The sequence below is a fragment of the Variovorax sp. GW822-FHT04A09 genome, from assembly GCF_058801005.1.
The window spans coordinates 2,277,180-2,297,897 of record NZ_JBXAMV010000001.1 but is presented as its reverse complement, the minus strand read 5'-3'; the positions used below and the strand labels follow the sequence as shown (position 1 = coordinate 2,297,897).

The following is a 20,718-nucleotide window of genomic DNA, read 5'->3' as shown; positions in this document are numbered from 1 at the left end:
CACTTGTTCATGCGATACCCCCACCATGGATCCTGTCAAAAAGAATCTAGGTCGGCGCGCCGAAAGTCGTTGCCGCTTGTAAGCGGACGGCAACCGGTGGTCGATTGGTTGTCTTCGAAAACGAAGGTGCTAATTATGAGAGGCCATCTTCAGGAATGCAACTTTCTCACATACAAATTAACTGACGAGAACCTGACTACGCGCGCCAGAGCCAAAAAAAAACAGCGACCGCGGCGACACCGGCCGAAATCAGGGCGATGAGCGCCATTTCCGCATGGCCGCCATTGCTTTTTTGGGACGCCGCAGCGAAAGCGGGAGGGCGTTCATTGCCGTGTGGCGGGCTCGCGAAGGGGCTGTAGACGGCGGAGCCGGGGCGCTCCGGGTCACCGCTTCCTGTTGTGGCCGCCGGATCGTCGGGAGAGGCCGTCGCCACGGCCGCTTCGTTTGCGACTTCGCCGTCCGCAACGCCGCCATCCGGGTTCTCGTGCGCCGCAACGGCGGCCGACGTCGATTCCGTTGCGATCGCCAGGTCGGCGCACATGACCTGCGTGGCCCAGGCCGCGACAAGCATGGCCTGAACGAAGGGCCGCTTGTCGAGCGCGCGGCGAGGGCGCGATCCGGCGGCGAAGGGGCAATCGATCGAAGTCATGGGGTCGTTGCCCTTCAGATCAGGCCCGTGTGAACGGCGAAGTTCACCGCCTGGGCGCGCGAATGCACATGCAGCTTCTTGTAGATGCTCTTGATGTGCACATTGACGGTCTGGCCCGTGATGCCGAGCTTGGCGCCGATCTCCGCGGAGACGTAACCCGAGGCCACGCAACGCAGGACCTCGCTCTCTCGCGGCGTCAGTGTCATGTCGCGCGACGGCGGTCTCGGCGGCGACGGCGCCTTGTCGGCGACCAGCTCGCGGGGGTGGTAGTCCAGGCGGTGCAGCAGGCGCCGCGTGAGCCGGGGCGTGATCGCGGCCCCGCCGTTCACCACGTGCAGCACGGCATCGGCGAAGCTTTGCAACCAGGCGTTCTTCAGGAGGTACCCCATGGCACCCAGTTCGAAGGCGCGCAGCACGTGGGCGTCGTCCTCGAGCGAGGAGATCACGATGACCTCGCTGCTGCGGTGCAGGCGGCGTGCCTCGGTGATCAGCTCGAAGCCCATCTCGTCGCCCAGCTGCAGCTCGAGCATCAGCACGTCGAAGGTGTGCGTGGTCAGCAGCCGGCGTCCCTCGCGAACGCTGTCGGCCTGGCCTTCGAGCTGGATGCGCAGGTCCGACAGCAGCTCCTGGGCGATCACCCGGCGCATGTACTCGTCGTCGTCGACGAGCAGCACGCGCACCGGCGATTTCTCCTGGCCGATCAGAAAGTCCGGCCACAGCCTCGCGGCGGGCGCGCAGACGCCGACGGAGGCCTTCTCGCCAGAGCTGATGAGCCGGTGATCAAGCATGTGCCTGCCCCGGTTGGCGTGAGCGACGCAGGCCGGTCGTTGCGAGCGTGGGCGGGGAGACGCAAAGGTCGTCCATCGAGCGCTCCGGGGCCACTTTCCCCATCGGCGGCAAAGCAGGTTGGGGTTTCATACATTTTCAATAGAAAAATGAAAGGCAAGTGCCGAATTGAATGTTTTCTGTGAGTTTTAATTGAAATTCAATTCGACCGAGGCTTGCGCAATCCTATGAACTTGACGGGACGGTTGCGCGGGTCTTTTGCTCCTGTTTGTGGAAAGACATGAGTGTTTCAAAATGGAACTACCTGAACCATGACGTTCGATATACCTAATTTCTATGTTTTTGAGGCTGATCGTGAAAAACGACGCATTGTTCGCCAGGTGAGCAATGCTGGTTGAAAGGTGGAATTGGTTTATTTATGCGAGGAAATTTTGAAAATAATGAAATTAATCAAATATGAAATTCATTTCCGATTGGGTATTTGGTGTTTGGCGAAATAAAGTATTCAAAAAACCAATTGAAACCGAGGAAATAATTTGATTATTGAAATTCCGATGATATTTGAATTGAATGAAATCTTCTATTAACCAAATTGTCTGCTATTCGGTTTTTATTTTGTGAACTTATTCTCTCGCTTGATCATGATTTTTTCAATTCAATTGAAATTCAATTTCTTTGAGGTGGCACGAAATACGGTGCCGAATCTTTTCCTCCTCTGCCAGTCCGGTGCGCTCCCGCACGCCAGTTGATCGCAGCAGGCGGGGATCGGAAAAGCGGGGAAATGGCGGGTCCCGGAGGGGCAGCCGACGCTGAGCGACCCGCAGTGGGCGTCCCGAAGGACGGGGGCGGGCCGGGCGCTGTCAGTGCGCCATCGCGTCGAGGTGGTGCTTGACGGCGTAGATGTACAGCTCGAGCCGGTTCGTCACGCCGAGCTTCTGGTAGATCGACGTGAGGTGGTTGCGCAGCGTGTGCTCGGTGACGAAGGCCTGCCCGGCCAGCGTCTTGTTGGAGGCGCCGCTGCCGTGCACCACGGTGCGGACGATGTCGCGCTCCTTCTGGGTCAGGCTGGCCTGCCTGACCGACTCGGGGTCGGCTTTCGGCGGCTTCTTCACCGAGGTGAGTTCCGAGAGCACGCGGCCCATGGTCGGGGCGTCGACGCAGAGTTCGCCGTGGTGCACGCGTTCGATCGCGTCGAGCACCTGTTCGGCCGAGGCGTCCTTGCGCATCACGCCGCGTGCGCCGCGCAGCACCGCGAGGTCCAGCGTGCGCTGCTCGCGCTCGCCGGTCAGCACAACGACGCGCGAGACCTCGTTCGACAGCAGCTGCGGCAGGATGTCCAGGGCGCAATGGCCGTCCAGGTCGAGGTCGAGCACGATGACGTCGGGAGCCAGGCTCTGCGTGTGCGCCACGGCTTCTTCGCAGCAGCTGGCGGTGGCGACGACCTTCATGCGCGGCTGTTCGCCGTCGATCAGCCGGGACAGGCCCCACAGCATGGTCTGGTGATCGTCCACCAGCAGGACGCCGATGGGATGGGCTTCGGTTTGCATGAGGGGCTCCTCGGACTGTTGTCGTGCTTTTGGGGGCTCAGATGGGGATTTCGATCAGCACCTCGGTGCCGCCGCCCCGGCACCGGCTGACCTGCGCGCGGCCTCCGAGCGCCGCTGCGCGGTCGCTGAGGGAGCGTGGCCGGAAGGGCGCGAAGTTCTCTTCGCCGCCTTCGTTCTCGATGCGCAGGTGCAGGCAGCCGTTGCGGCAGCCGATGCGCACGCTACCGCGGCGGGCCTGCGTGTGCTTGCAGATGTTGTTCAGGCCTTCGCCCACCATCTGCAGGACCTCCGCGGTCATGCGGTCGTCAAGACGCACGTGGCCTTCGACGTTCACCGAAATCTCGATGCCGTAGAGCCCCTGGATGCGGGCGGCCTGGCTGTACAGCTGGTGCAGCACGAGGCCGCACGAACTTTCCGGGCCGTCCTTGACCGCGCCCGCGAAGCGCCGCAGGTCGGCGATCACGCCGCTCGCCACCTCGGCGAGCTTGTCCAGGTCCTCGAGCAGCGGGTTGTCCGCGGCGGCCTTCTTGCGCAGGGCGCACAGGCCCATGCGCAACCCGATGTAGGGCTGCACGGCGGTGTCGTGCAGGTCCAGCGAGATCTTCAGGCGCTCGGTCGCGGCCGCTTCCGAGGCCATGCGGTCGAGCACTTCGATGGTCTCGATGACCGGGAAGATCTGTTCCATGAGGTGCGCGAGGAACAGCGCGTCGGACTTGCTGAAGTGGCCGTTGCGCGAGGAGATGAACACGCGCCCCTCGCCCAGGCGCAGCGGCAGCGCGGCGCTGATGAACGCGCGGGCCTCGAGCATGGCGGCCACCGCGGCACTGCGCTTGGCGCCGTCGCGGCCCTCGGGGCGCCAGCCGATCGCACCGGGGCCGTGCATGTGGCTGCGCGCAAAGAAGTGGTTCAGCGGCCAGGGCAGGCGGTTGCTCAGCACGGTGTGCGGATGCTCCAGCGCCATCAGCGGCGACTCGGCGATGCCTCCGAGCGTCTCGACACCGACGTGCTCGCAGGTGTCGTCCTTGCGCAGCGTGCGCAGGGTCCAGTTGCCGGTGGCGGTGTCGCGCGTCATGAGGATGCAATGGCTGGCCTTGAAGAAGGCCAGCGTCTTTTCCATCGTGCGGGCGATGGTGCGGCCCGCGCCGAAGCGCGGGTTCGACAGCTGGCTGATGTCACCCAGCAGGGCCAGGCGCCGCTGCAGGATGAGCTTGGAGCCGCCCCAGTGCACGATCATGTGCCCCAGCGCCAGCAGGAAGGTCGTGCGCATCAGCAGCTGCGGCGCGTCGTCGCCCGTGCTCGTGCCGAGCCCGCAGGCGGCGAACGACGCGACCGAGACGATCGTCACGCGGGCGCCTTCCTCGAAGCCCCAGCGGAACGAGGAGGTCAGGATGGCGAAGAAATAGAACAGGAAGAAGAGGCTGTGCACGCCGCCCGTCACGAAGACGATCAGCGTGAACCACATCACGTCGGACCAGTGGACCGCCTTGCCCTGGACATGGCGCCAGCCGCCCTGCGTGCAGGCGTGCACCAGCACGCTGTGCAGGAGGTATCCGCAAAAGGCCAGCCAGACCGCGCTGGCCACCGGTTGCCGCGTGGGCCCCGCATCGACCGCCATGGCCAGCACCGCCGAGATCGACAGCACCAGCCGCATGCGGGCGGCCATGAGCGCGTCCGTCGACAGGCTGCTGTCGAGGCTCGGGGCGGAGACGGGGGCGCGCATGGCAAGACATCCTTCGCATGAACTGTTTCATGCACGGCAGGGGCCGACGTTCGGTGGTAACAGCCTGGCGTTCATTTCTTCGTGCCAATAACGCGGTGTATGTGAAGGTTTCACATTACTTCTTTGGTACTCGAAAGGAACCTTGTGGGCGATCTGTGACGTCTGTTGCGCTTGGTTTCAATTGTGTCGTGGGCAGGCTTTTTTCATCGCTGTACGAGGCGCTTTCGCTGGGCCGGGGGCTGCCGCACGGCAAACGGGTACCCGATTCATGGAGGTGTGGGGCAAGGGGAACGCGAGGGGCGGTGTTCGTGCGCGCCGGACGCACCGATCCCCGGCGCGCCAGGGCTGGCACGCCGGGCGTTCGACCCGAACCCGGATTCAGCCTCGCCGCGGCACCAGCGCCGTCCGTCCCAGGGGCGTGACCCGCAGGACGGTGGCCTGGCGCAGCTTCTGCCGGGCGCGGCAGATCGGGGGGAGGGTGGCCTCCACCATGCCGGCGGCTTCGAGGACCGCCACGGAGTTGATCTCCGACGGGTCCTCGGTGTGCAGGGGAAAGGTCGAGTTGCCGATCCTGCGCAGGTAATCGAGCGGCATCACGCTCCATTGGGGGCGTTCTTCATGCACCGAAGCGCCGTTGCCGCAGAGCGTGGCGATCTCCGCGTGCCCCTCGTCCGTGATGGCGAAGACCTGGGCGCTTTCGTACCGCTGGTAGCCGAAGTTGTCGACGTGGAACTCGGCTTCGATGAGTCCGGTGGCGACCAGCACCGAGGCATGCCGGATGTCCGCGTCCGCCGTGAGCATGACCGGAAAACGCTTGTTCATGAGCCGAAGAAGAAGGACGAGCGGCATGCGGTACTCCTCGCAGTGTCAGCGGTGCCGGCTGGCCCGGCGACGAACAGGCACCCGATGCGCAGCCCCGCACAGGGAGGCATCCGTCAGGCGTGGGCCTGCGATGCCAACGGGGAGCAACGGTCGCACTGAACTCGCGGGAACAGACACGGAAGCCACCAATGTAAGAAATGTGATTTTTTCACTTTAGTCCCTTTTTCGTACTTTCGCCACGGGTTTGGAGATAGATGGCCGAAGGTGCTATCCGGCCCGCGTGCGCGCAGGCCGACGCCCGCCGCGGTGCGGCGGGTCGAACTGGAACTGGATGTGTGTGCGAAAGCCCGGCTTCGCCTGCGGCCAGAAGGGCGGGCGATGCAACCGGACGGCGGGGCGCTGCGCCGCCGCTTCAGGTCAGGGGTTGAATGTCACCCGCTGGGCGATGAGAACGCCGTCGACGACCCGGTCTCCCACGACGGTCACGCGCTGGCCGTTGGCCAGGTTCGCGGCGGTACCGTTCTCGAAAGTGGTACCCGGTCCGCTGGCGTCCACCGGCTGGCCCTGCACCCTGAAATTGGCAGGGGACACGTAGCCGCCGATGGCGCCGATGAGCGTGAACGAGGCCGGCCCGCCCGTGCCCGGCACATGGCGGATGCGCAGCTTCTTGACGACCAGCACCCCGCCGGACATGAAGCCGTCGACCTCGACCTTCACGCCGTTGCCGAGCGAACCGACGGGGCCGCCCGTGATCTGCGCGTTGGTGGCGTCCACCGGCGTGCCCAGCACCTTGAAGGCGCCGCGCGAGACGAAGTCGGTGATGTCCCCCGCCAGTTGCAGTGCGATGCCGTTGCTCGTCGGTATCGCGTACCAGCCCTCCACCTGGGTCGCCGTGAACGCGTTGCCGGTCGGCGCGACCGTGCCGCGGGCGCGCACGATGACACCGTTGGCCAGCGACGAGGCGTCGATGCCCGCGAAGCTGGCGCCGCCATAGCTGACCGTCAGCTGGCCGAGCATGAAGGTCTGGTTCGTCGTGTTGAGGCCCTGGATGGCGCCCGTCACCAGCGGGGCGGTCAGCGTGGGCGCGGTCTGCACGCGGGTGGCGCGCAGCGTGCCCGGCGCGCCGGGCAGGCCCCACACCTGGACGAGGCTGCCGTCGGCCACGTTGGCAAGCCCGTTCGCGTCGGCCCAGACCGTGGCCGCATCGATGCTCACGCTGATGCCCATGACGACGAAGCTGCCGGCGCCCACATCGATGCGCGAGACGGCGCCGCGCAGTTCGGCCGCCGACACGACCTGCGTCGCGATGCCGCGGGTGAAGTCGGGGTCGACCTTGCCGGCGACCCGCGCGCTCATGCCGATCTGGAGTTCGGTGGCGTCCTCGACGGTGATGGTGGCCGTGTCCGTGGTGTAGCGCAGGCCGTTCAGGATGATGCTGCCCAGGCCGTCCGCGGCGCCGATGCCGGCGGCGTCCGCGGTCACGCCGGTGCCGCCCGAGCCGACACCGGAGCCGTCGGTGTTGCCGTTGCTGGCGGTGTCGCCGGAGCCGCCAGAGCCGCCAGAGCCGGACCCGGTCCCATCCCCGCCGGAGCCCGTGCCCGCGCCGCCGGGGCTGTCACCGCCGATCGCAGTGCCGGTGCCCAGGCCCAGATTCCCGGTCGAGGCACCACCGCCGCCTCCGCAGGACATCAACAGGACCGTGAGGCCGGCGCAAAGCAAGCCCAGCAGGAGGCGGCGGGGTGTTTTCATCGTGCTCATGAGGGGCGCTCGCTTTCAGAGGACGCGGGCGGGGGCGGCGTGCCCTCGTCCTCGTAGTACGTGTAGATGCCGACACGGATTCGTCCTTCGGCGCGGGCCGGCGCGCGGCTGACCGCCTGTGCCATTTCCTGCGCGAGCTCGTGGTGCAGGGCGGACCAGCGGTCGCGCACCAGGCGGTGGATCTGTTCGCAATCGTTCAGCGACAGCCCGCGCGCGTACACCGCGCGCTCGAGCATGCGGGGCTGCTCGCCCAGCGTGTTGGCGACGGCCGCCAGCAGGTGGTCCCGGCCGTTGTCGCCCAGGAAGGCCAGCATCGATTGCAGGTCCTGCACGGGCACGAAACCGTCGGCGGTGAGCTCGGCCATGCCTTCGTTTTCGGTCACCATGTTCAGCCGGATCAGCTCGTCGAGGATGGTGCGGTGGTGCACGTTGCCGCGGCTGCTCAGGCGGGCGACCGCCTCGAACGAGGGCGCCGTGTGGCCCGAGGTGACGGGCAGGCGCCGGAACGAAGCGTCTTCGGTCAGCATCTGCAGCCACAGCGTGAAGGTCTTGGCCGCGGCCGACAGCTCGGTGTGGGGCAGGGGGTCGACGGTGGAGCGGACCTTGGCGGTCACGGCCTTGCGGTTCAGGCCGGTGGTGACGGACAGCTGGCTCAGGTTGGGCTTGGGAACGCCCTGGCTGCGCCAGGAGTGCTGCGCCTCCTCGATCAGCAGGTCGCGCAGCAACTCCTCCAGGTGGGGGTGCTTGACCCCCATCGCGAGGGCGAGCTTCACCACGGGTCGAAGGATGCGTGAGCAGGCCGCGAGGGCCCATTCCAGCCGTTGTTCCATGACGCGACGTGTGTAGTCCTGAAAGTGCGATGCCGACAGGATCGGAGGCGGCGCCCCGACCACCATCAACGCCCCATTGTCCTGCGCACCGCGCTGCAGTGAAAGCTTTGGACTGCGGTTTGACGGCCAGTGAGCCAAAGTTTCATGTTCAGGCGCGGGGCGACCGTCCGGCCGGTGCTGCCAAGGCCGATCGGCCGACGGGATGGCCAGGTTGCCTATGTCGCCCTGCAGCGTGCCCGCCGCAGGGCGCGCGCGGCCTGGACGACACCCAGGGTCGGCCCTTTCCCACATGCGGGCCCCGCGCCGGAGGCGACAAAGACACCTCTGTTTCTTTGCATGTCTCAAGGAGCCGAGATGGCCAATGCGAACCCCCGAAAGAACGACGCGGCCGGCACGACCGCCGTCACGCACCGCACGGTGCAGATCGACGGCGTCGAGGTCTTCTATCGCGCGGCCGGTCCGGTGGGTGCCCCGGTGCTGTTGTTGCTGCACGGCTATCCGTGTTCTTCGTTCCAGTACCGCGCGCTGATGCCGGCGCTGGCGGACCGCTGGCGCGTGGTGGCGCCCGATTTCCCGGGCTTCGGCTACAGCGGCACGCCCGAGGAGAACTTCGTGTTCGATTTCGATGGCTACGCGTACTTCCTCGACCGCTTCACCGCCGCGCTCGCGCTGCGTCGTTACGCGCTGTACCTGCACGACTACGGTTCGCAGATCGGCCTGCGCCATGCGATGCGGCGGGCCGGGCGGGTGACGGCGCTGATCGTCCAGAACGGCGACATCTACGAAGACACGCTGGGGCCGAAGTACGCGGCGATCCGGGCGTACTGGAACGACCCGAGCGAGGCCCATCTCGCGGTGCTGGAGCGCGCCGTGAGTGAAGAAGGCTTTCGCGACGAGTTCATCGGCGAGGTGTCGTCGCGCGTGGCCCCGCGGCTCGCGCCCGATCTCTGGCGCCTTCACTGGCCGTTGATGGACACGCCCGTGCGGCGTGGCATTGCGCTCGGTCTCATGAAGGGGCTGAAGGAGAACCTGCGGTGGTTCCCGCGCTACCAGGACTACCTGCGCACGTACCGCCCGCCCACGCTGATCCTGTGGGGGCCGCAGGACGGCTACATGCCGATCGAGGCCGGCCGTGCCTACCTGCGCGACTTGCCCGACGCCCAGTTCCACGCGTTCGACGACGGGGGCCACTGGCTGCTCGAGACGCACCTGGCCGAGGTGCTGCCGCCGCTGCGCGATTTCCTGGGGCGGCACCTGCCGGCGCCGGCGTCTGCATCCACCCGGACGATCGAAGGCGTGCCGGTATGAGCGTCGCCACCATCGCGCGCATCTGGCGCGGCCGCGTCACGCGGGGCCGCGCCGACGCCTACGAACGCTACCTGCTGGCTGAAGGCATTCCGCCGTTGCGCAAGACGGCGCTCGCGGTGCAGCTGTTCCGGGAAGACCGCGCCACCGAGACCGAGTTCGTCACGACCTCCTACTGGCCCGACGTGGCCGCGATGAGCGCGTTCACCGGCGGCGACCCGAATGGGGTGCACCACCTGCCGCGCGATGCGGAGTTCCTGATCGAGCTGCCCGAGCGCGTCGAGGTGCTGCGCATCGTCGTCGACACGTGGACATGAAGCGTCAAGCCGCCTCGAGCCCCGTCGGAAAGTGCACGCCCGCGCGCTGCGCGGCCTGCACGATGTGCTGCGTCATCGCCTGCTGCGCCAGCGCCGGGTTGCCTTGCGCGAGCGCCTCGATGATCGCCATGTGCTCGTCGTAGGTGGCATGGCGCGCACCGCGCTTGTAGAAGGGCAGGCGCTGGCTCTCCTGCATCACCTCGGCGCTGTTGCGCAGGATCTCGGCGATGGCCTGGTTGCCCGCGATGCCGATGATCTGCATGTGGAAATCGAAATCGAGCTGCGTGGCCTGCGTGAAGTCGCCGGCGTCGATGCATGCGCGCATGGCTTGCGCATTGGCACGCAGCGCCGCCAGGTCGTCCGCCTCGATGACCAGGCAGGCCAGCCGCGCGGTGAAGTTCTCGACCGCGAAGCGCAGTTGATACACGTCCTGCAGCGAATGCGAGGTGGCGAACTTCCAGGCCGGGGAGGCGGCCGGCGTTTGTGCGCTGTCCTCGGCCACGTACATGCCCTTGCCGGGACGCGGAATGACCAGGCCCGTGCCCTGCAACGTCGACAGCGCCTCGCGCAGCGAGGTGCGGCTGATGCCGAGCTGCTCGGCGAGGTCGCGCTGCGAAGGCAGCAGCCCGCCCGCCGCATAGGTGCCGTCCGCGATCCGCTGCTGGATCAGGCGGGCGGCGGTGGCGGCGACGGCGGGGGAGGCGAGCATGGGCGGTTTTCGGTGCGAAGTGCGGCAGTGGCGGGAGCTGGAAATCTTACTGTGGCCGCACCCCGGGGCCTTCCCTACTTGTTGACCAGCTTGGCCGGCACCGTCCAGGTGAGGAAGGCGCCGAACAGCAGCACGCCGGCCAGCACGAACAACGCGATGTCGGTGCTCTTCGTGGCGTCCTTGATCAGGCCGATCATGTAGGGGCTCACGAAGCCCGCCAGGTTGGCGAAGGAGTTGATGAGCGCAATGCCGGCCGCCGCGCCCGCGCTCGACAAGATGGCCGTCGGCAGGCTCCAGAACAGCGGCGAGGTCGCCAGGCTGCCGCCCGCGGCCAGGGCCAATGCGGCCAGGGAGAGGTACACGTTGTTGCTGAAGATCGCGCTCAGCGTGAGGCCCAGCGCGCCGCAGCAGAAGGGCACGATCAGGTGCCAGCGGCGCTCGCGCATGCGATCGGAGCTGCGGCTCACCAGCAGCATCGAGACGATGGCCACGGCAAACGGAATCGCCGTGAGCAGCCCGATGTTGAACGCGCCCGACACGCCCGACTGGCGCACCAGCGTGGGCAGCCAGAAGGTCAGGCCGTACTGGCCCATCACCGTGCAAAAGCAGATCAGCGCCATCTTCACGATGCGACGGTCGGCGAACAGCGCGCGCAGCGTCATGTGGCTGGTGCCGCCCTTGGTGGCGTTCTCGGCGGCGATGTTGCGTGCGAGCACGGCCTTTTCTTCGGCGGTGAGCCAGCGTGCGCCCTGGATGCTGTTGTCGAGGTACACGATGACCAGCAGGCCGATCACCAGCGAAGGCACCGCCTCGATGAGGAACAGCCACTGCCAGCCGCGCAGCCCGCCCATGCCGTGCATGGCGTCCATGATCAGCCCCGACAGCGGTCCGCCCAGCACGCCCGACACCGGAATGGCGCACATGAACACAGCCACCATCTTGGCGCGGCGGTGCGAGGGAAACCAGTAGGTGAGGTACAGGATCATTCCCGGGTAGAAGCCGGCCTCGGCCGCCCCGAGCAGGAAGCGCAGCACGTAGAACTGCGTGGGCGTGGTCACGAACATCATCGCGGCCGAGATCAGGCTCCACGTGATCATGATCCGCGAGATGGTGGCCTTGGCGCCGATGCGGTGCATCAGCAGATTGCTCGGCACCTCGAAGAAGAAGTAGCCGATGAAGAACAGCCCCGCGCCCAGCCCGTACATGGCTTCGCTGAACTGCAGGTCGCTGAGCATGTTCAGCTTGGCGAAGCCGACGTTCACGCGGTCCAGGTAGGCGGCCACGTAGCAGAGCATCAGGAACGGCATGAGTCGCCATGCCACTTTCTTGTAGAGCGCGTTCTCCGCTGCAGCAGAGGTGGTGGCCGGCTGCAGCGGCGCATGAAGGGTGGTGGTTGACATGGCGGTCCTCGAAGGCGTCGATGGGGTGGATTAACTGGTATTACCGGTATGATTTAACGCGACCGAGACCTTAAGGCCTCATGCGCCATTGGACACTAGCGATTTCCCTGACGCCGGGAGATTGACTGAGTGGATGTATCGCAAGGATACTGGTAATACCAGTTGGACCAAAAGCCGAGGAGTTTCTGTTGACGATTGCCAGCCCCACTTTCCTGCCCCTGGCGCCGGGCACGCCCGCGGCGCTCGCGCTCGTCGCGCAGCCGCTGACGCGCGAGGCGTTCGCCGCGTTCGGCGACGTCATCGAGAGCGCGCACGCCCGGTCGATGCCGATCAACGCGGGCATGACCACGCGCTTTCACGACCTGGCGCGCGTGGACCCGGGCCCCGGCGACAGCCGCGTGCTGGTGAACATCTTCGAGACGCAGCCCTACGCGCTGCCGCTGCAGGTGGGCATGCTGGAGCGCCACCCGCTGGGCAGCCAGGCCTTCGTGCCGATGGACGGCAGCCGCTTTCTCGTGGTGGTGGCGCCGGCGGGCGACACGGTGCGCGTGGAAGACATCCGCGCCTTCGTCACCGACGGGCGGCAGGGCGTGAACTACGCGCGCGGGGTCTGGCACCACCCGCTGGTGGTCACGCAGCAGCCGGCCAGCTTCGTGGTGATCGACCGCGGCGGGGCCGGGCCGAACTGCGACGAGATTCTGGTGCCGCCGGCGTGCGTGGTGCGCGTCAGCCTGGCGGGCTGAGCGCGCGCCATCCCTGCGGCCATCGCCCGGCGGCTGCGCCAGCGTCGCGGGCACCGCGACGCCGACTTGCGGCCATTGGCGAAAGAGGCCTACACCACCGGGAACGCCCCGGTGAAACCGTCGGGCCATGGGTGAACGCCATGCGCAATCCAACGAAATCGATGTTTGCCGGAAGCCTCGCTGTCGGGGTCCTGGGCGTCGCGGCGCTCGTTGCCGGGCCGGCTGCCGCGCAGTCGGCCGACAAGCCGCCGCCACCGCCGGTCAAGCCGCAAGCGCAACCCGGCCCCGACCCCGAACTCCTCGTGAAGCCGCCGCCCCATGGCCATCCGCGGCTGGTGAAGCCCGCGCCGCCCGACCGCGACCCCGGCATGGTGAGAAAGCCGCCGGCGGACGCGAAGCGGGCCGGCGAAGACAAGCCCCGCGTGGACGACCCCGGCGCGCCCTCGCGCCAGGACGACTGCCGGGGCACCGCCGAGGACTGCAGGCAGAACTCCCCGCGCTGACGTTTCGAACGGAAGGACACGCCTCGCCATGAAATGGTCGAGTCGCCGGGCTACCTGCGCAAGACCTGCGACCGCGAGAGCGGGTTGGCGCTCATCGACATCGACGCCTGAGCGGTGCGGCCGGGCGTCAGCCCTGCGTGATGAGGTGGCTTACTGGCACTGGAACAGCACGCCGGATTCGGCGGGCGCCTTGCCGAGCCACTTCGGCTCCTGGCTCTTGGCGCTGCAGTAGTCCGAGGCCTGGGTGTAGGTCATGGCACGCAGCACACCGTCGCGGAAGGGAACGATCTGGTTGGGCGGCGTCGAGCAGCCGGCAATGACCAAAGCCAGGGGAAACAGTGTGATGCGCCAGTTCATCGGGCCATTCTAAAGAGGTCGTGCAAGCACCGAAGTCCGCGGCCAGGGCAGGGCGGGTCGACCCGCGCCGGCTTCTTTTTGCGAGGGCACGGGGCTATAGTCTGCGAGCACTGCTGCAGCCCCTTCCGATCCCCAAAGGACGTTCGTGCCGGACTCTCTGACTTCCACGCTCACCAGTTACTACGATGCGGTGCCCTACGACTCGCACCCGTTTCCCCAGTCCGCCGTGGAGCACCTGGAAGCCCTGGCCTTCCTGTTCGGACTCGAGGCGCCGCCGCCGCACAAGGCGCGCGTGCTCGAGCTGGGCTGCGCCGCCGGCGGCAACCTGATCCCGTTCGCGGCGCGCCATCCGCAAGCCCACGCGGTCGGGGTCGACCTGTCGCGCGTGCAGGTGGCCCAGGGCGCCGCGGCGCTCGACCAGGCGGGGCTGTCGAACATCGAGCTCAAGGCCTTCAACATCGCCGACATCGACGCCTCGTTCGGCCTGTTCGACTACATCGTCTGCCACGGCGTGTACAGCTGGGTGCCGGGGCCGGTGCAGGACGCGATCCTGCGCGTGTGCGCCGAGAACCTGGCGCCGGGCGGCGTGGTGTACGTGAGCTACAACGTGTACCCGGGCTGGAAGGCGCGCGAGATCGTGCGCGACGCGATGATCCTGCGCGGCGGCCCGCGCGACACGCCCGAAGAAAAGCTCTCCTACGCGCGCGGCATGCTCGAGTTCCTCGAACAGTCGGCCCGGCCCGACAGTGTGCTGCGCAAGACGCTCGAAGAGACGATGCCGATCGTGCGCAACTCCGGCAACTACTACCTGCTGCACGAGTTCCTCGAGCCCTGCAACGAGCCCTGCTACTTCAAGGAGTTCGTCGCGCGCGCCGAGGCACGCGGGCTGGCCTACCTGTGCGACGCCGAGCCCTCGACCATGTTCGTGCAGAACTACGGCGAGAAGGTGCGCGACCCGCTGCTGCGCGAGTGCGGCGGCAGCCAGGTGATGATGGAGCAGTACCTCGACTTCCTCGTCAACCGCACCTTCCGCCAGACGCTGCTGGTGAAGCAGGGCAACGCCGCGAACATCCGCTACCGCCTCGAGGTGCCCCGCCTGCGCGCGCTGGAATTCGCCGGCATCTTCCGCGTCGACGGCGGCGAGGCTCTCACGATCGACACCCGCGAGCAGCCCTGCACCGCGCTGCGCGACCTGAAGGTCACGTTGCGGCTGCCGGCGCACAAGGCGGTGGCGCAGGCGCTCGACGCGAGCTATCCGTGTTCGATGTCGACCGAGGCTCTGCTGGCCGCCGTGGTGACGCTCACCGGCGAGCCGCGCGCGGCCGTCGAACCCATCGTGCTCGCCATGCTCGAGGAGCTGCTGATTCTGGGCGCGCTGCGCATCCGCCGCACGCCGGTGCCGGCGGCTTCTGCCGTCTCCGAGCTGCCGCAGGTGCTGGCCCCGGTGCGCCGCGCGCTGGCCGGCATGCCCGCGTCGCAGGCGGCGGCCGTGCTCTGCAACCAGTGGCACGAACCGGTGTCGCTCACGGTGCTCGAACGCAGCCTGCTGCCGCTGCTCGACGGCGCGCACACGCACGAGGCGCTGGCCGCCTTCCTGCTCGACGAGGTGCGCGCCGAACGCCTGCGCTTCCTCAAGGACGACCAGCCGCTGACCGACCCGTCGGCGCTGCACGCCTTCGCGCAGGAGCAGGTCGCGCAGGCGCTGCAAAGCCTGCGGCGCAAGGCGCTGCTCACGGCCTGAAGGCCCACACCATTCACCCCTCCCTCATTCTTCATCCAACGCACAGAGGAGACTTTTCCATGCAGCACTTCAAGTGGACCCCCACCCTGCGCGCCGCCGTCGCGGCCGCGCTCACTCTGGCGGCGGCCGGCGGCGCGCAGGCCGCGTCGCAGGCGCCGGTGGCGGCCGAACACGGCATGGTCGTGAGCGCGCAGCACCTGGCCAGCAAGGTTGGCGTCGATGTGCTCAAGCGCGGCGGCAACGCGGTCGATGCGGCCGTGGCCGTGGGCTATGCGCTGGCGGTGGTGTACCCGGCCGCCGGCAACCTCGGCGGCGGCGGCTTCATGACCGTGCAGCTGGCCGACGGCCGCAAGACCTTCCTGGACTTCCGCGAGAAGGCACCGCTGGCCGCCACGGCCAACATGTACCTCGACAAGGACGGCAACGTCGTCAAGGGCCTGAGCACCCACGGCCACCTCGCCGTGGGCGTGCCGGGCTCGGTCTCGGGCATGGAGTACGCGCGCGAGAAGTACGGCACCATGAAGCGCGCCGACCTCATCGCCCCCTCGGTCCAGCTGGCCGACAAGGGCTTTGCGCTGGAGCAGGGCGACATCGACATGCTGCTCACCGCCACCAACGACTTCAAGAAAGACCCGGTCTCCGGCGCCATCTTCCTGAACAAGGGCGAGCCCTTCGCGGTCGGCCAGAAGCTGGTGCAGAAAGACCTGGCCAAGACGCTGAAGGAAATCAGCGCCAAGGGCACCGACGGCTTCTACAAGGGCTGGGTCGGCAAGGCCATCGTGGCGTCGAGCCAGGCCGGCAAGGGCATCATCACGCAGGCCGACCTCGACCAGTACAAGACGCGCGAACTCGCGCCGGTCGAGTGCGACTACCGCGGCTACCGCGTGGTGTCGGCGCCGCCTCCGAGTTCGGGTGGCGTGATCATCTGCGAGATGCTCAACATCCTGGAGGGCTATCCGCTGAAGGACCTGGGCTTCCGTTCGGCGGAGTCGGTGCACTACCAGATCGAAGCCATGCGCCACGCCTACGTGGACCGCAACAGCTACCTGGGCGACCCCGACTTCGTGAAGAACCCGCTCGACCGCCTGCTCGACAAGGGCTACGCCGCCAAGATCCGCGCCGCCATCGACCCCAAGAAGGCCGGCGTGTCCAAGGACATCAAGCCCGGCGTCGCGCCGCATGAAGGCAGCAACACCACCCACTACTCGATCACCGACAAGTGGGGCAATGCCGTTTCGGTCACCTACACGCTGAACGACTGGTTCGGCGCCAAGGTCACGGCCGACAAGACGGGCGTGCTGCTGAACAACGAGATGGACGACTTCACCTCCAAGATCGGCGTGCCCAACATGTACGGCCTGGTGCAGGGCGAGGCCAACGCGATCGCCCCGGGCAAGCGCCCGCTGAGCTCGATGAGCCCGACCATCGTGTCGAAAGACGGCAAGCCGGTGTTCGTGGTCGGCACGCCGGGCGGCAGCCGCATCATCACGGCCGTGCTGCACACCATCCTGAACGTGGTCGACTACGGCATGAACGTGCAGGAAGCCGTCGATGCGCCGCGCTTCCACCAGCAGTGGCTGCCCGATGTGACCAACGTCGAGACCTTCGCGATCAGCCCCGACACCCGCAAGATCCTGACCGACATGGGCCACAACCTGGGTGTGCCGCAGCCGGCCAACCACCTGGCGGCGATCATCGTCGGCGCGCCCTCGCTGGGCGGCAAGCCGGTGGGCGCGAACCGCTTCTACGGCGCCAACGACCCGCGCCGCAACACGGGCCTGGCGGCAGGCTACTGAACCTGCGGCACACTTGAAGGCGGTCGTGCCCCTGTCGGCACGGCCGCTTTTTTCATTTTTCATGCACCTGCAAGACATCCTCTATACCCAGGGCTTCGGCACCCGCCGCGTGTGCGCGGGCCTGGTCCAGCAAGGCCACGTGAGCATCGCCGGCGCGGCCGTGACCGACCCCTTCGCCGACCTCGACCCCGAAGGCCTGCTGTTCACCGTGCAGGGCACCGAGTGGGCCTGCCACGAGAAGGCCTACCTGATGCTGCACAAGCCGGCCGGCACCGAGTGCTCGCAGAAGCCCTCGACCTACCCGAGCATCTACACGCTGCTGCCGTCGCCGCTGCGGCTGCGGCCCAACAAGGGCGCGGTGCAGGGCGTGCAGGCCATCGGCCGGCTCGACCAGGACACGACCGGCCTGCTGCTGCTGACCGACGACGGCCAGTTCATCCACAAGATGGGTTCGCCCAAGCACCACGTGCCCAAGGTCTACGAGGTGACGGCCAAGCACCCGATCGACGAGGCGCAGATCGCCAAGCTGCTGGCCGGCGTGGTGCTCGACGACGATCCGAAGCCCGTGCGCGCGGCCGCCTGCGAGTCCGACAGCCCGCTGCACCTGCGGCTCACGCTCACCGAGGGCAAGTACCACCAGGTCAAGCGCATGCTGGCCGCGGTCGGCAACCGGGTCGAAGGGCTGCACCGCTCGCGCATCGGCGGCCTGGCGCTGCCGGACGACCTGGCGCCGGGGCAATGGCGCTGGCTCACGGCCGAACAGGTGGCCCAGCTGCGGGCGCCCGTGCCTCGCGCCGCGTGACATAGGTCAAGGCGCCGGGCTAAACAGCGGGTGAGGGGGCGCCCGCGGTCAGCTTTTCGTCGGGTTCGACCGTTAAGATTGTTAACCCTCTCCCGGAACCTTCCCTTGCGACTCCCTGCCCGCCCGAACGGCCGCATCGCGGCCTTCCTGCTGTCCTGCCTGTGCCTGACAGCCCTGGTGACCCTCCCCGCCGCGGCGGCGCCGCCGGCCCCTCCACCGGTTTTCGTGCTCAATTCGCTGGACGCCAGCGTGAGCGTGATCAACCCGGTCGACTGGACCGAGAAGCAGCGCATTCCCACCGGCAAGGAGCCGCACCACATCTACATGACGCCCGACGAGAAGTCGGTCATCGTGGCCAATTCGGCGGGCGATTCGCTCACCTTCCTGGACCCGCGCACGGCCGAGGTGCAGCGCGTGGTGTACGGCATCATCGATCCCTACCAGCTGCAGTTCTCGCGCGACATGAAGTGGTTCGTCACGGCGGCCAACCGCCTGAACCACGTCGACGTGTACCGCTGGGACGGCAAGGACCTGAAGCTGGTCAAGCGCATCGCCACCGGCAAGACGCCCAGCCACATCTGGATCGACAACACCAGCACCGTGGCCTACGTCACCATGCAGGACAGCGACGAGCTGATCGCGGTCGACCTGCCGACGCAGACCATCCGCTGGCGCATGGCCACCGGCGCCATGCCGGCCGACATCTTCGGCGCCCACAACGACAAGACGCTGCTCGTGGGCCTCACCGGCAGCGACGGCGTGCAGGTGTTCGACGTGGCCGGCGCCCAGCCCAAGCTGGTCGGCAAGATTCCTACCGGCAAGGGCGCCCACGCCTTCCGCTCGGCCGGCGACGGCAAGACCGTGTTCGTGAGCAACCGGGTCGCCAACACCATCAGCCGCATCGACCTGACCACGCTGAAGGTCGTCGCCAACTACAACGTGCCCGGCGGCCCCGACTGCATGGACGTGTCGGCCGACGGCAAGACGCTGTACGTGACCTCGCGCTGGGCCAAGAAGCTCACGGTGGTCGATCTCGCGAGCCAGAAGGTCGTGCGGCAGATCAACGTCGGCCGCTCGCCGCACGGCGTCTGGACCCTCGACCATGCCAAGCGCATCTGAGCGCGTGCGCAGTTTTCGCACCGCCGGCGTGGCCTTCGCCGTCGCGGCGCTGGCCTGCGCCACCGTGCCGGCCGCCGGTGCCCAGGAAGCCGCCGCCTGCGACAAGCCGGTCTACCTGACGCTGGACACGGGCCACATGGGCATCGCCCCGCTGGTGGCCGACGTGCTCAAGCGCCAGGACGTGCGCGTCACCTTCTTCGCCGCCGCCGAGCGCACCCAGGCCGACGGCGACAGCCTGGACGACCACTGGGCGCCGTGGTGGAAGGCGAGGGCGGCCGAAGGCCACGAGTTCGGCTCGCACACCTACGACCACGCCTACTGGCGCGGTGACGTCAAGGGCACGCCGCTCAGCTTTCGCATCAAGCCGTCGGCCGGCCCGCAGACCGGCAAGGAATCGGTCTGGAGCGCGGCCCAGTACTGCGCCGACATCCGCAAGTCGTCCGACCGGCTGGCCGCCATCACCGGCAAGAAGCCGCTGCCGCTGTACCGCGCGCCGGGCGGCAAGACCTCGCCCGCGCTGCTGGCGGCCGCGAAGGACTGCGGCTACGCGCACGTGGGCTGGTCGCCCGCCGGCTTCCTCGGCGACGAGCTGCCCAGCGAGACCTTCAGCAACCAGAAGCTGCTGGCCCAGGCGCTCGCGGGCATCCGCCCCGGCGACATCCTGCTGGCCCACCTGGGCATCTGGTCGCGCAAGGACCCGTGGGCGCCCGCCAACCTGGAGCCGCTCATCGTCGGCCTGAAGGCCAAGGGCTTCTGTTTTCGCACCCTGCGCCAGCACCCGGACTACCGCGCCTGGATCGCCTCCCACCCTTGAATCCTGAGTTTTCGCCGTGATCGACTGGTTGACCGACGTTTTTTCCGCCATGCAGGGCTGGCTCTTCGAGACCGCCGTGCAGCCGCTGGTGTACGCCATCGGCCTGGGGGGCTGGGCCGAGGACGCCTTCGACGCCACCGGCTGGCTGCTGGTCGGCGTGATCCAGATCCTGGTGCTGCTGGCCGTGATCGGCCCGCTGCAGCGCTGGCGCGCGGTCGAGCCCGTGACCGACCGCCGTGCGATCCGCACCGACGTGCTCTACACGCTGATCCATCGGCTGGGCCTGTTCCGGCTGGCGCTGTTCTTCACGCTGCAGCCGCTGTTCGACGACCTGCTCGGCAGCCTGCGCATGGCCGGGTGGGGCACCTTCCACCTGGACGAGGCCTGGCCCGGCGTGACCGACGTGCCGTGGGTGGCCTTTGCCATCTACCTCGTGGTGCTCGACTTCGTGGGTTACTGGATTCACCGCGGCCAGCACCAGTTCAACTGGTGGTGGAGCCTGCATTCGCTGCACCACTCGCAGCGCCAGATGACGATGTGGAGCGACGACCGCAACCACCTGCTGGACGACGTCATCCACGACACGCTCATCGTCATCGTGGCGCAGCTGATCGGCGTGGCGCCGGGCCAGTTCATCGCCGTCGTGGCCTTCACCCAGCTCAGCGAGAGCCTGCAGCACGCCAACCTGCGGCTGAGTTTCGGGGCCATCGGCGAGCGGCTGTGGGTCAGCCCGCGCTTTCACCGGCTGCACCACAGCATCGGGCTGGGCCACGAGTCGCACGGCCGGAGCACGCTGGGCGGCCACAACTTCGGCGTGCTGCTGCCCTGGTGGGACATGCTCTTTCGCACCGCCAACTTCGAGAACCGCTACGACCCGACCGGCATCCGCGACCAGGTCGAGCCCGGCGCCGACGGCCGCCCGCGCGACTACGGCCAGGGCTTCTGGTCGCAGCAGTGGCTGGGGCTGAAGCGGCTGTTCGGCCGCGCCTGATCCACCCGC

General features: G+C 67.6%; 20 protein-coding genes. 10 read left to right on the top strand and 10 right to left on the bottom strand.

Going from position 1 to position 20,718, the window contains the following annotated elements:
* Positions 1-196: 196 nt before the first annotated feature.
* From AC1RLW_RS10645 to AC1RLW_RS10615, 7 genes are all read right to left on the bottom strand, one after another.
* On the bottom strand, positions 197-649 hold the full coding sequence (locus AC1RLW_RS10645) for a hypothetical protein (RefSeq protein WP_062470857.1): 453 nt from the start codon (positions 647-649) through the stop codon (positions 197-199).
* A 14-nt stretch (positions 650-663) separates the two neighbouring features.
* A complete protein-coding gene (locus tag AC1RLW_RS10640; protein WP_493192993.1) occupies positions 664-1,437 on the bottom strand; it encodes a LuxR C-terminal-related transcriptional regulator in 774 nt (257 codons plus the stop codon).
* A gap of 858 nt (positions 1,438-2,295) precedes the next feature.
* Positions 2,296-2,982, bottom strand: a complete 687-nt coding sequence (locus AC1RLW_RS10635; RefSeq protein WP_095950012.1) for a response regulator — start codon at positions 2,980-2,982, stop codon at positions 2,296-2,298.
* 37 nt (positions 2,983-3,019) lie between these two features.
* On the bottom strand, positions 3,020-4,702 hold the full coding sequence (locus AC1RLW_RS10630) for a sensor histidine kinase (protein ID WP_493192992.1): 1,683 nt from the start codon (positions 4,700-4,702) through the stop codon (positions 3,020-3,022).
* Between the two features lie 378 nt (positions 4,703-5,080).
* A complete protein-coding gene (locus AC1RLW_RS10625; protein ID WP_062470870.1) occupies positions 5,081-5,551 on the bottom strand; it encodes a hypothetical protein in 471 nt (156 codons plus the stop codon).
* Between the two features lie 390 nt (positions 5,552-5,941).
* Positions 5,942-7,282, bottom strand: a complete 1,341-nt coding sequence (locus AC1RLW_RS10620; RefSeq protein WP_493192991.1) for a DUF5666 domain-containing protein — start codon at positions 7,280-7,282, stop codon at positions 5,942-5,944.
* Positions 7,279-8,112, bottom strand: a complete 834-nt coding sequence (locus tag AC1RLW_RS10615; protein ID WP_095950009.1) for a DUF6502 family protein — start codon at positions 8,110-8,112, stop codon at positions 7,279-7,281. Before AC1RLW_RS10615 ends, AC1RLW_RS10620 begins: the two co-directional genes overlap by 4 nt.
* A 354-nt stretch (positions 8,113-8,466) precedes the next feature.
* On the opposite strand from AC1RLW_RS10615, the gene AC1RLW_RS10610 reads away from it, so the two are divergent.
* Both AC1RLW_RS10610 and AC1RLW_RS10605 read left to right on the top strand, forming a co-directional pair.
* On the top strand, positions 8,467-9,420 hold the full coding sequence (locus AC1RLW_RS10610) for an alpha/beta fold hydrolase (protein WP_493192990.1): 954 nt from the start codon (positions 8,467-8,469) through the stop codon (positions 9,418-9,420).
* On the top strand, positions 9,417-9,734 hold the full coding sequence (locus tag AC1RLW_RS10605) for a hypothetical protein (RefSeq protein ID WP_159275116.1): 318 nt from the start codon (positions 9,417-9,419) through the stop codon (positions 9,732-9,734). The genes AC1RLW_RS10610 and AC1RLW_RS10605 overlap by 4 nt, the downstream gene beginning before the upstream one ends.
* Before the next feature lie 4 nt (positions 9,735-9,738).
* Here AC1RLW_RS10605 and AC1RLW_RS10600 read toward each other — a convergent pair whose 3' ends face one another.
* Together AC1RLW_RS10600 and AC1RLW_RS10595 are read right to left on the bottom strand one after the other, a co-directional pair.
* Entirely contained in the window at positions 9,739-10,443 is a 705-nt protein-coding gene (locus AC1RLW_RS10600) for a FadR/GntR family transcriptional regulator (RefSeq protein ID WP_493192989.1), read from the bottom strand.
* Between the two features lie 74 nt (positions 10,444-10,517).
* Positions 10,518-11,843: an MFS transporter gene (locus AC1RLW_RS10595; protein ID WP_493192988.1), complete on the bottom strand. Its 1,326-nt coding sequence runs from the start codon at positions 11,841-11,843 to the stop codon at positions 10,518-10,520.
* A 185-nt stretch (positions 11,844-12,028) separates the two neighbouring features.
* Between AC1RLW_RS10595 and AC1RLW_RS10590 the strand changes: the two genes are divergently transcribed.
* Both AC1RLW_RS10590 and AC1RLW_RS10585 read left to right on the top strand, forming a co-directional pair.
* Entirely contained in the window at positions 12,029-12,586 is a 558-nt protein-coding gene (locus AC1RLW_RS10590) for an ureidoglycolate lyase (RefSeq protein ID WP_493193076.1), read from the top strand.
* 140 nt (positions 12,587-12,726) lie between these two features.
* Positions 12,727-13,089 carry a hypothetical protein gene (locus tag AC1RLW_RS10585; protein ID WP_493192987.1) on the top strand — a complete coding sequence of 121 codons (363 nt, stop codon included), beginning with the start codon at positions 12,727-12,729 and terminating at the stop codon, positions 13,087-13,089.
* Positions 13,090-13,239: 150 nt separating this feature from the next.
* Here AC1RLW_RS10585 and AC1RLW_RS10580 read toward each other — a convergent pair whose 3' ends face one another.
* Entirely contained in the window at positions 13,240-13,446 is a 207-nt protein-coding gene (locus AC1RLW_RS10580) for a hypothetical protein (RefSeq protein WP_062470893.1), read from the bottom strand.
* A gap of 145 nt (positions 13,447-13,591) precedes the next feature.
* On the opposite strand from AC1RLW_RS10580, the gene AC1RLW_RS10575 reads away from it, so the two are divergent.
* The 6 genes from AC1RLW_RS10575 (at position 13,592) to AC1RLW_RS10550 (ending at position 20,709) form a co-directional block, all read left to right on the top strand.
* A complete protein-coding gene (locus AC1RLW_RS10575; protein WP_493192986.1) occupies positions 13,592-15,187 on the top strand; it encodes a class I SAM-dependent methyltransferase in 1,596 nt (531 codons plus the stop codon).
* Between the two features lie 59 nt (positions 15,188-15,246).
* Entirely contained in the window at positions 15,247-16,983 is a 1,737-nt protein-coding gene (gene ggt, locus AC1RLW_RS10570; RefSeq protein ID WP_070059809.1) for a gamma-glutamyltransferase, read from the top strand.
* A gap of 61 nt (positions 16,984-17,044) precedes the next feature.
* On the top strand, positions 17,045-17,785 hold the full coding sequence (locus AC1RLW_RS10565) for a pseudouridine synthase (RefSeq protein ID WP_307694364.1): 741 nt from the start codon (positions 17,045-17,047) through the stop codon (positions 17,783-17,785).
* 105 nt (positions 17,786-17,890) lie between these two features.
* Entirely contained in the window at positions 17,891-18,904 is a 1,014-nt protein-coding gene (locus tag AC1RLW_RS10560; RefSeq protein ID WP_159277730.1) for a YncE family protein, read from the top strand.
* Positions 18,888-19,718, top strand: a complete 831-nt coding sequence (locus AC1RLW_RS10555) for a polysaccharide deacetylase family protein (protein WP_493192985.1) — start codon at positions 18,888-18,890, stop codon at positions 19,716-19,718. The genes AC1RLW_RS10560 and AC1RLW_RS10555 overlap by 17 nt, the downstream gene beginning before the upstream one ends.
* A gap of 16 nt (positions 19,719-19,734) precedes the next feature.
* Positions 19,735-20,709 (top strand): sterol desaturase family protein, encoded by a 975-nt coding sequence (locus tag AC1RLW_RS10550; protein WP_493192984.1) that lies wholly within the window; start codon positions 19,735-19,737, stop codon positions 20,707-20,709.
* The last annotated feature ends 9 nt before the right edge of the window (positions 20,710-20,718 follow it).

Bases quoted from the DNA above. Each gene is read 5' to 3' on its own strand.
- AC1RLW_RS10635 (WP_095950012.1), bottom strand. From the start codon at position 2,982: ATGCAAACCGAAGCCCATCCCATCGGCGTCCTGCTGGTGGACGATCAC.
- AC1RLW_RS10630 (WP_493192992.1), bottom strand. From the start codon at position 4,702: ATGCGCGCCCCCGTCTCCGCCCCGAGCCTCGACAGCAGCCTGTCGACG.
- AC1RLW_RS10595 (WP_493192988.1), bottom strand. From the start codon at position 11,843: ATGTCAACCACCACCCTTCATGCGCCGCTGCAGCCGGCCACCACCTCT.
- AC1RLW_RS10600 (WP_493192989.1), bottom strand. From the start codon at position 10,443: ATGCTCGCCTCCCCCGCCGTCGCCGCCACCGCCGCCCGCCTGATCCAG.
- AC1RLW_RS10625 (WP_062470870.1), bottom strand. From the start codon at position 5,551: ATGCCGCTCGTCCTTCTTCTTCGGCTCATGAACAAGCGTTTTCCGGTC.
- ggt (WP_070059809.1), top strand. From the start codon at position 15,247: ATGCAGCACTTCAAGTGGACCCCCACCCTGCGCGCCGCCGTCGCGGCC.
- AC1RLW_RS10615 (WP_095950009.1), bottom strand. From the start codon at position 8,112: ATGGAACAACGGCTGGAATGGGCCCTCGCGGCCTGCTCACGCATCCTT.
- AC1RLW_RS10645 (WP_062470857.1), bottom strand. From the start codon at position 649: ATGACTTCGATCGATTGCCCCTTCGCCGCCGGATCGCGCCCTCGCCGC.
- AC1RLW_RS10580 (WP_062470893.1), bottom strand. From the start codon at position 13,446: ATGAACTGGCGCATCACACTGTTTCCCCTGGCTTTGGTCATTGCCGGC.
- AC1RLW_RS10610 (WP_493192990.1), top strand. From the start codon at position 8,467: ATGGCCAATGCGAACCCCCGAAAGAACGACGCGGCCGGCACGACCGCC.
- AC1RLW_RS10565 (WP_307694364.1), top strand. From the start codon at position 17,045: ATGCACCTGCAAGACATCCTCTATACCCAGGGCTTCGGCACCCGCCGC.
- AC1RLW_RS10605 (WP_159275116.1), top strand. From the start codon at position 9,417: ATGAGCGTCGCCACCATCGCGCGCATCTGGCGCGGCCGCGTCACGCGG.
- AC1RLW_RS10585 (WP_493192987.1), top strand. From the start codon at position 12,727: ATGCGCAATCCAACGAAATCGATGTTTGCCGGAAGCCTCGCTGTCGGG.
- AC1RLW_RS10620 (WP_493192991.1), bottom strand. From the start codon at position 7,282: ATGAGCACGATGAAAACACCCCGCCGCCTCCTGCTGGGCTTGCTTTGC.
- AC1RLW_RS10555 (WP_493192985.1), top strand. From the start codon at position 18,888: ATGCCAAGCGCATCTGAGCGCGTGCGCAGTTTTCGCACCGCCGGCGTG.
- AC1RLW_RS10640 (WP_493192993.1), bottom strand. From the start codon at position 1,437: ATGCTTGATCACCGGCTCATCAGCTCTGGCGAGAAGGCCTCCGTCGGC.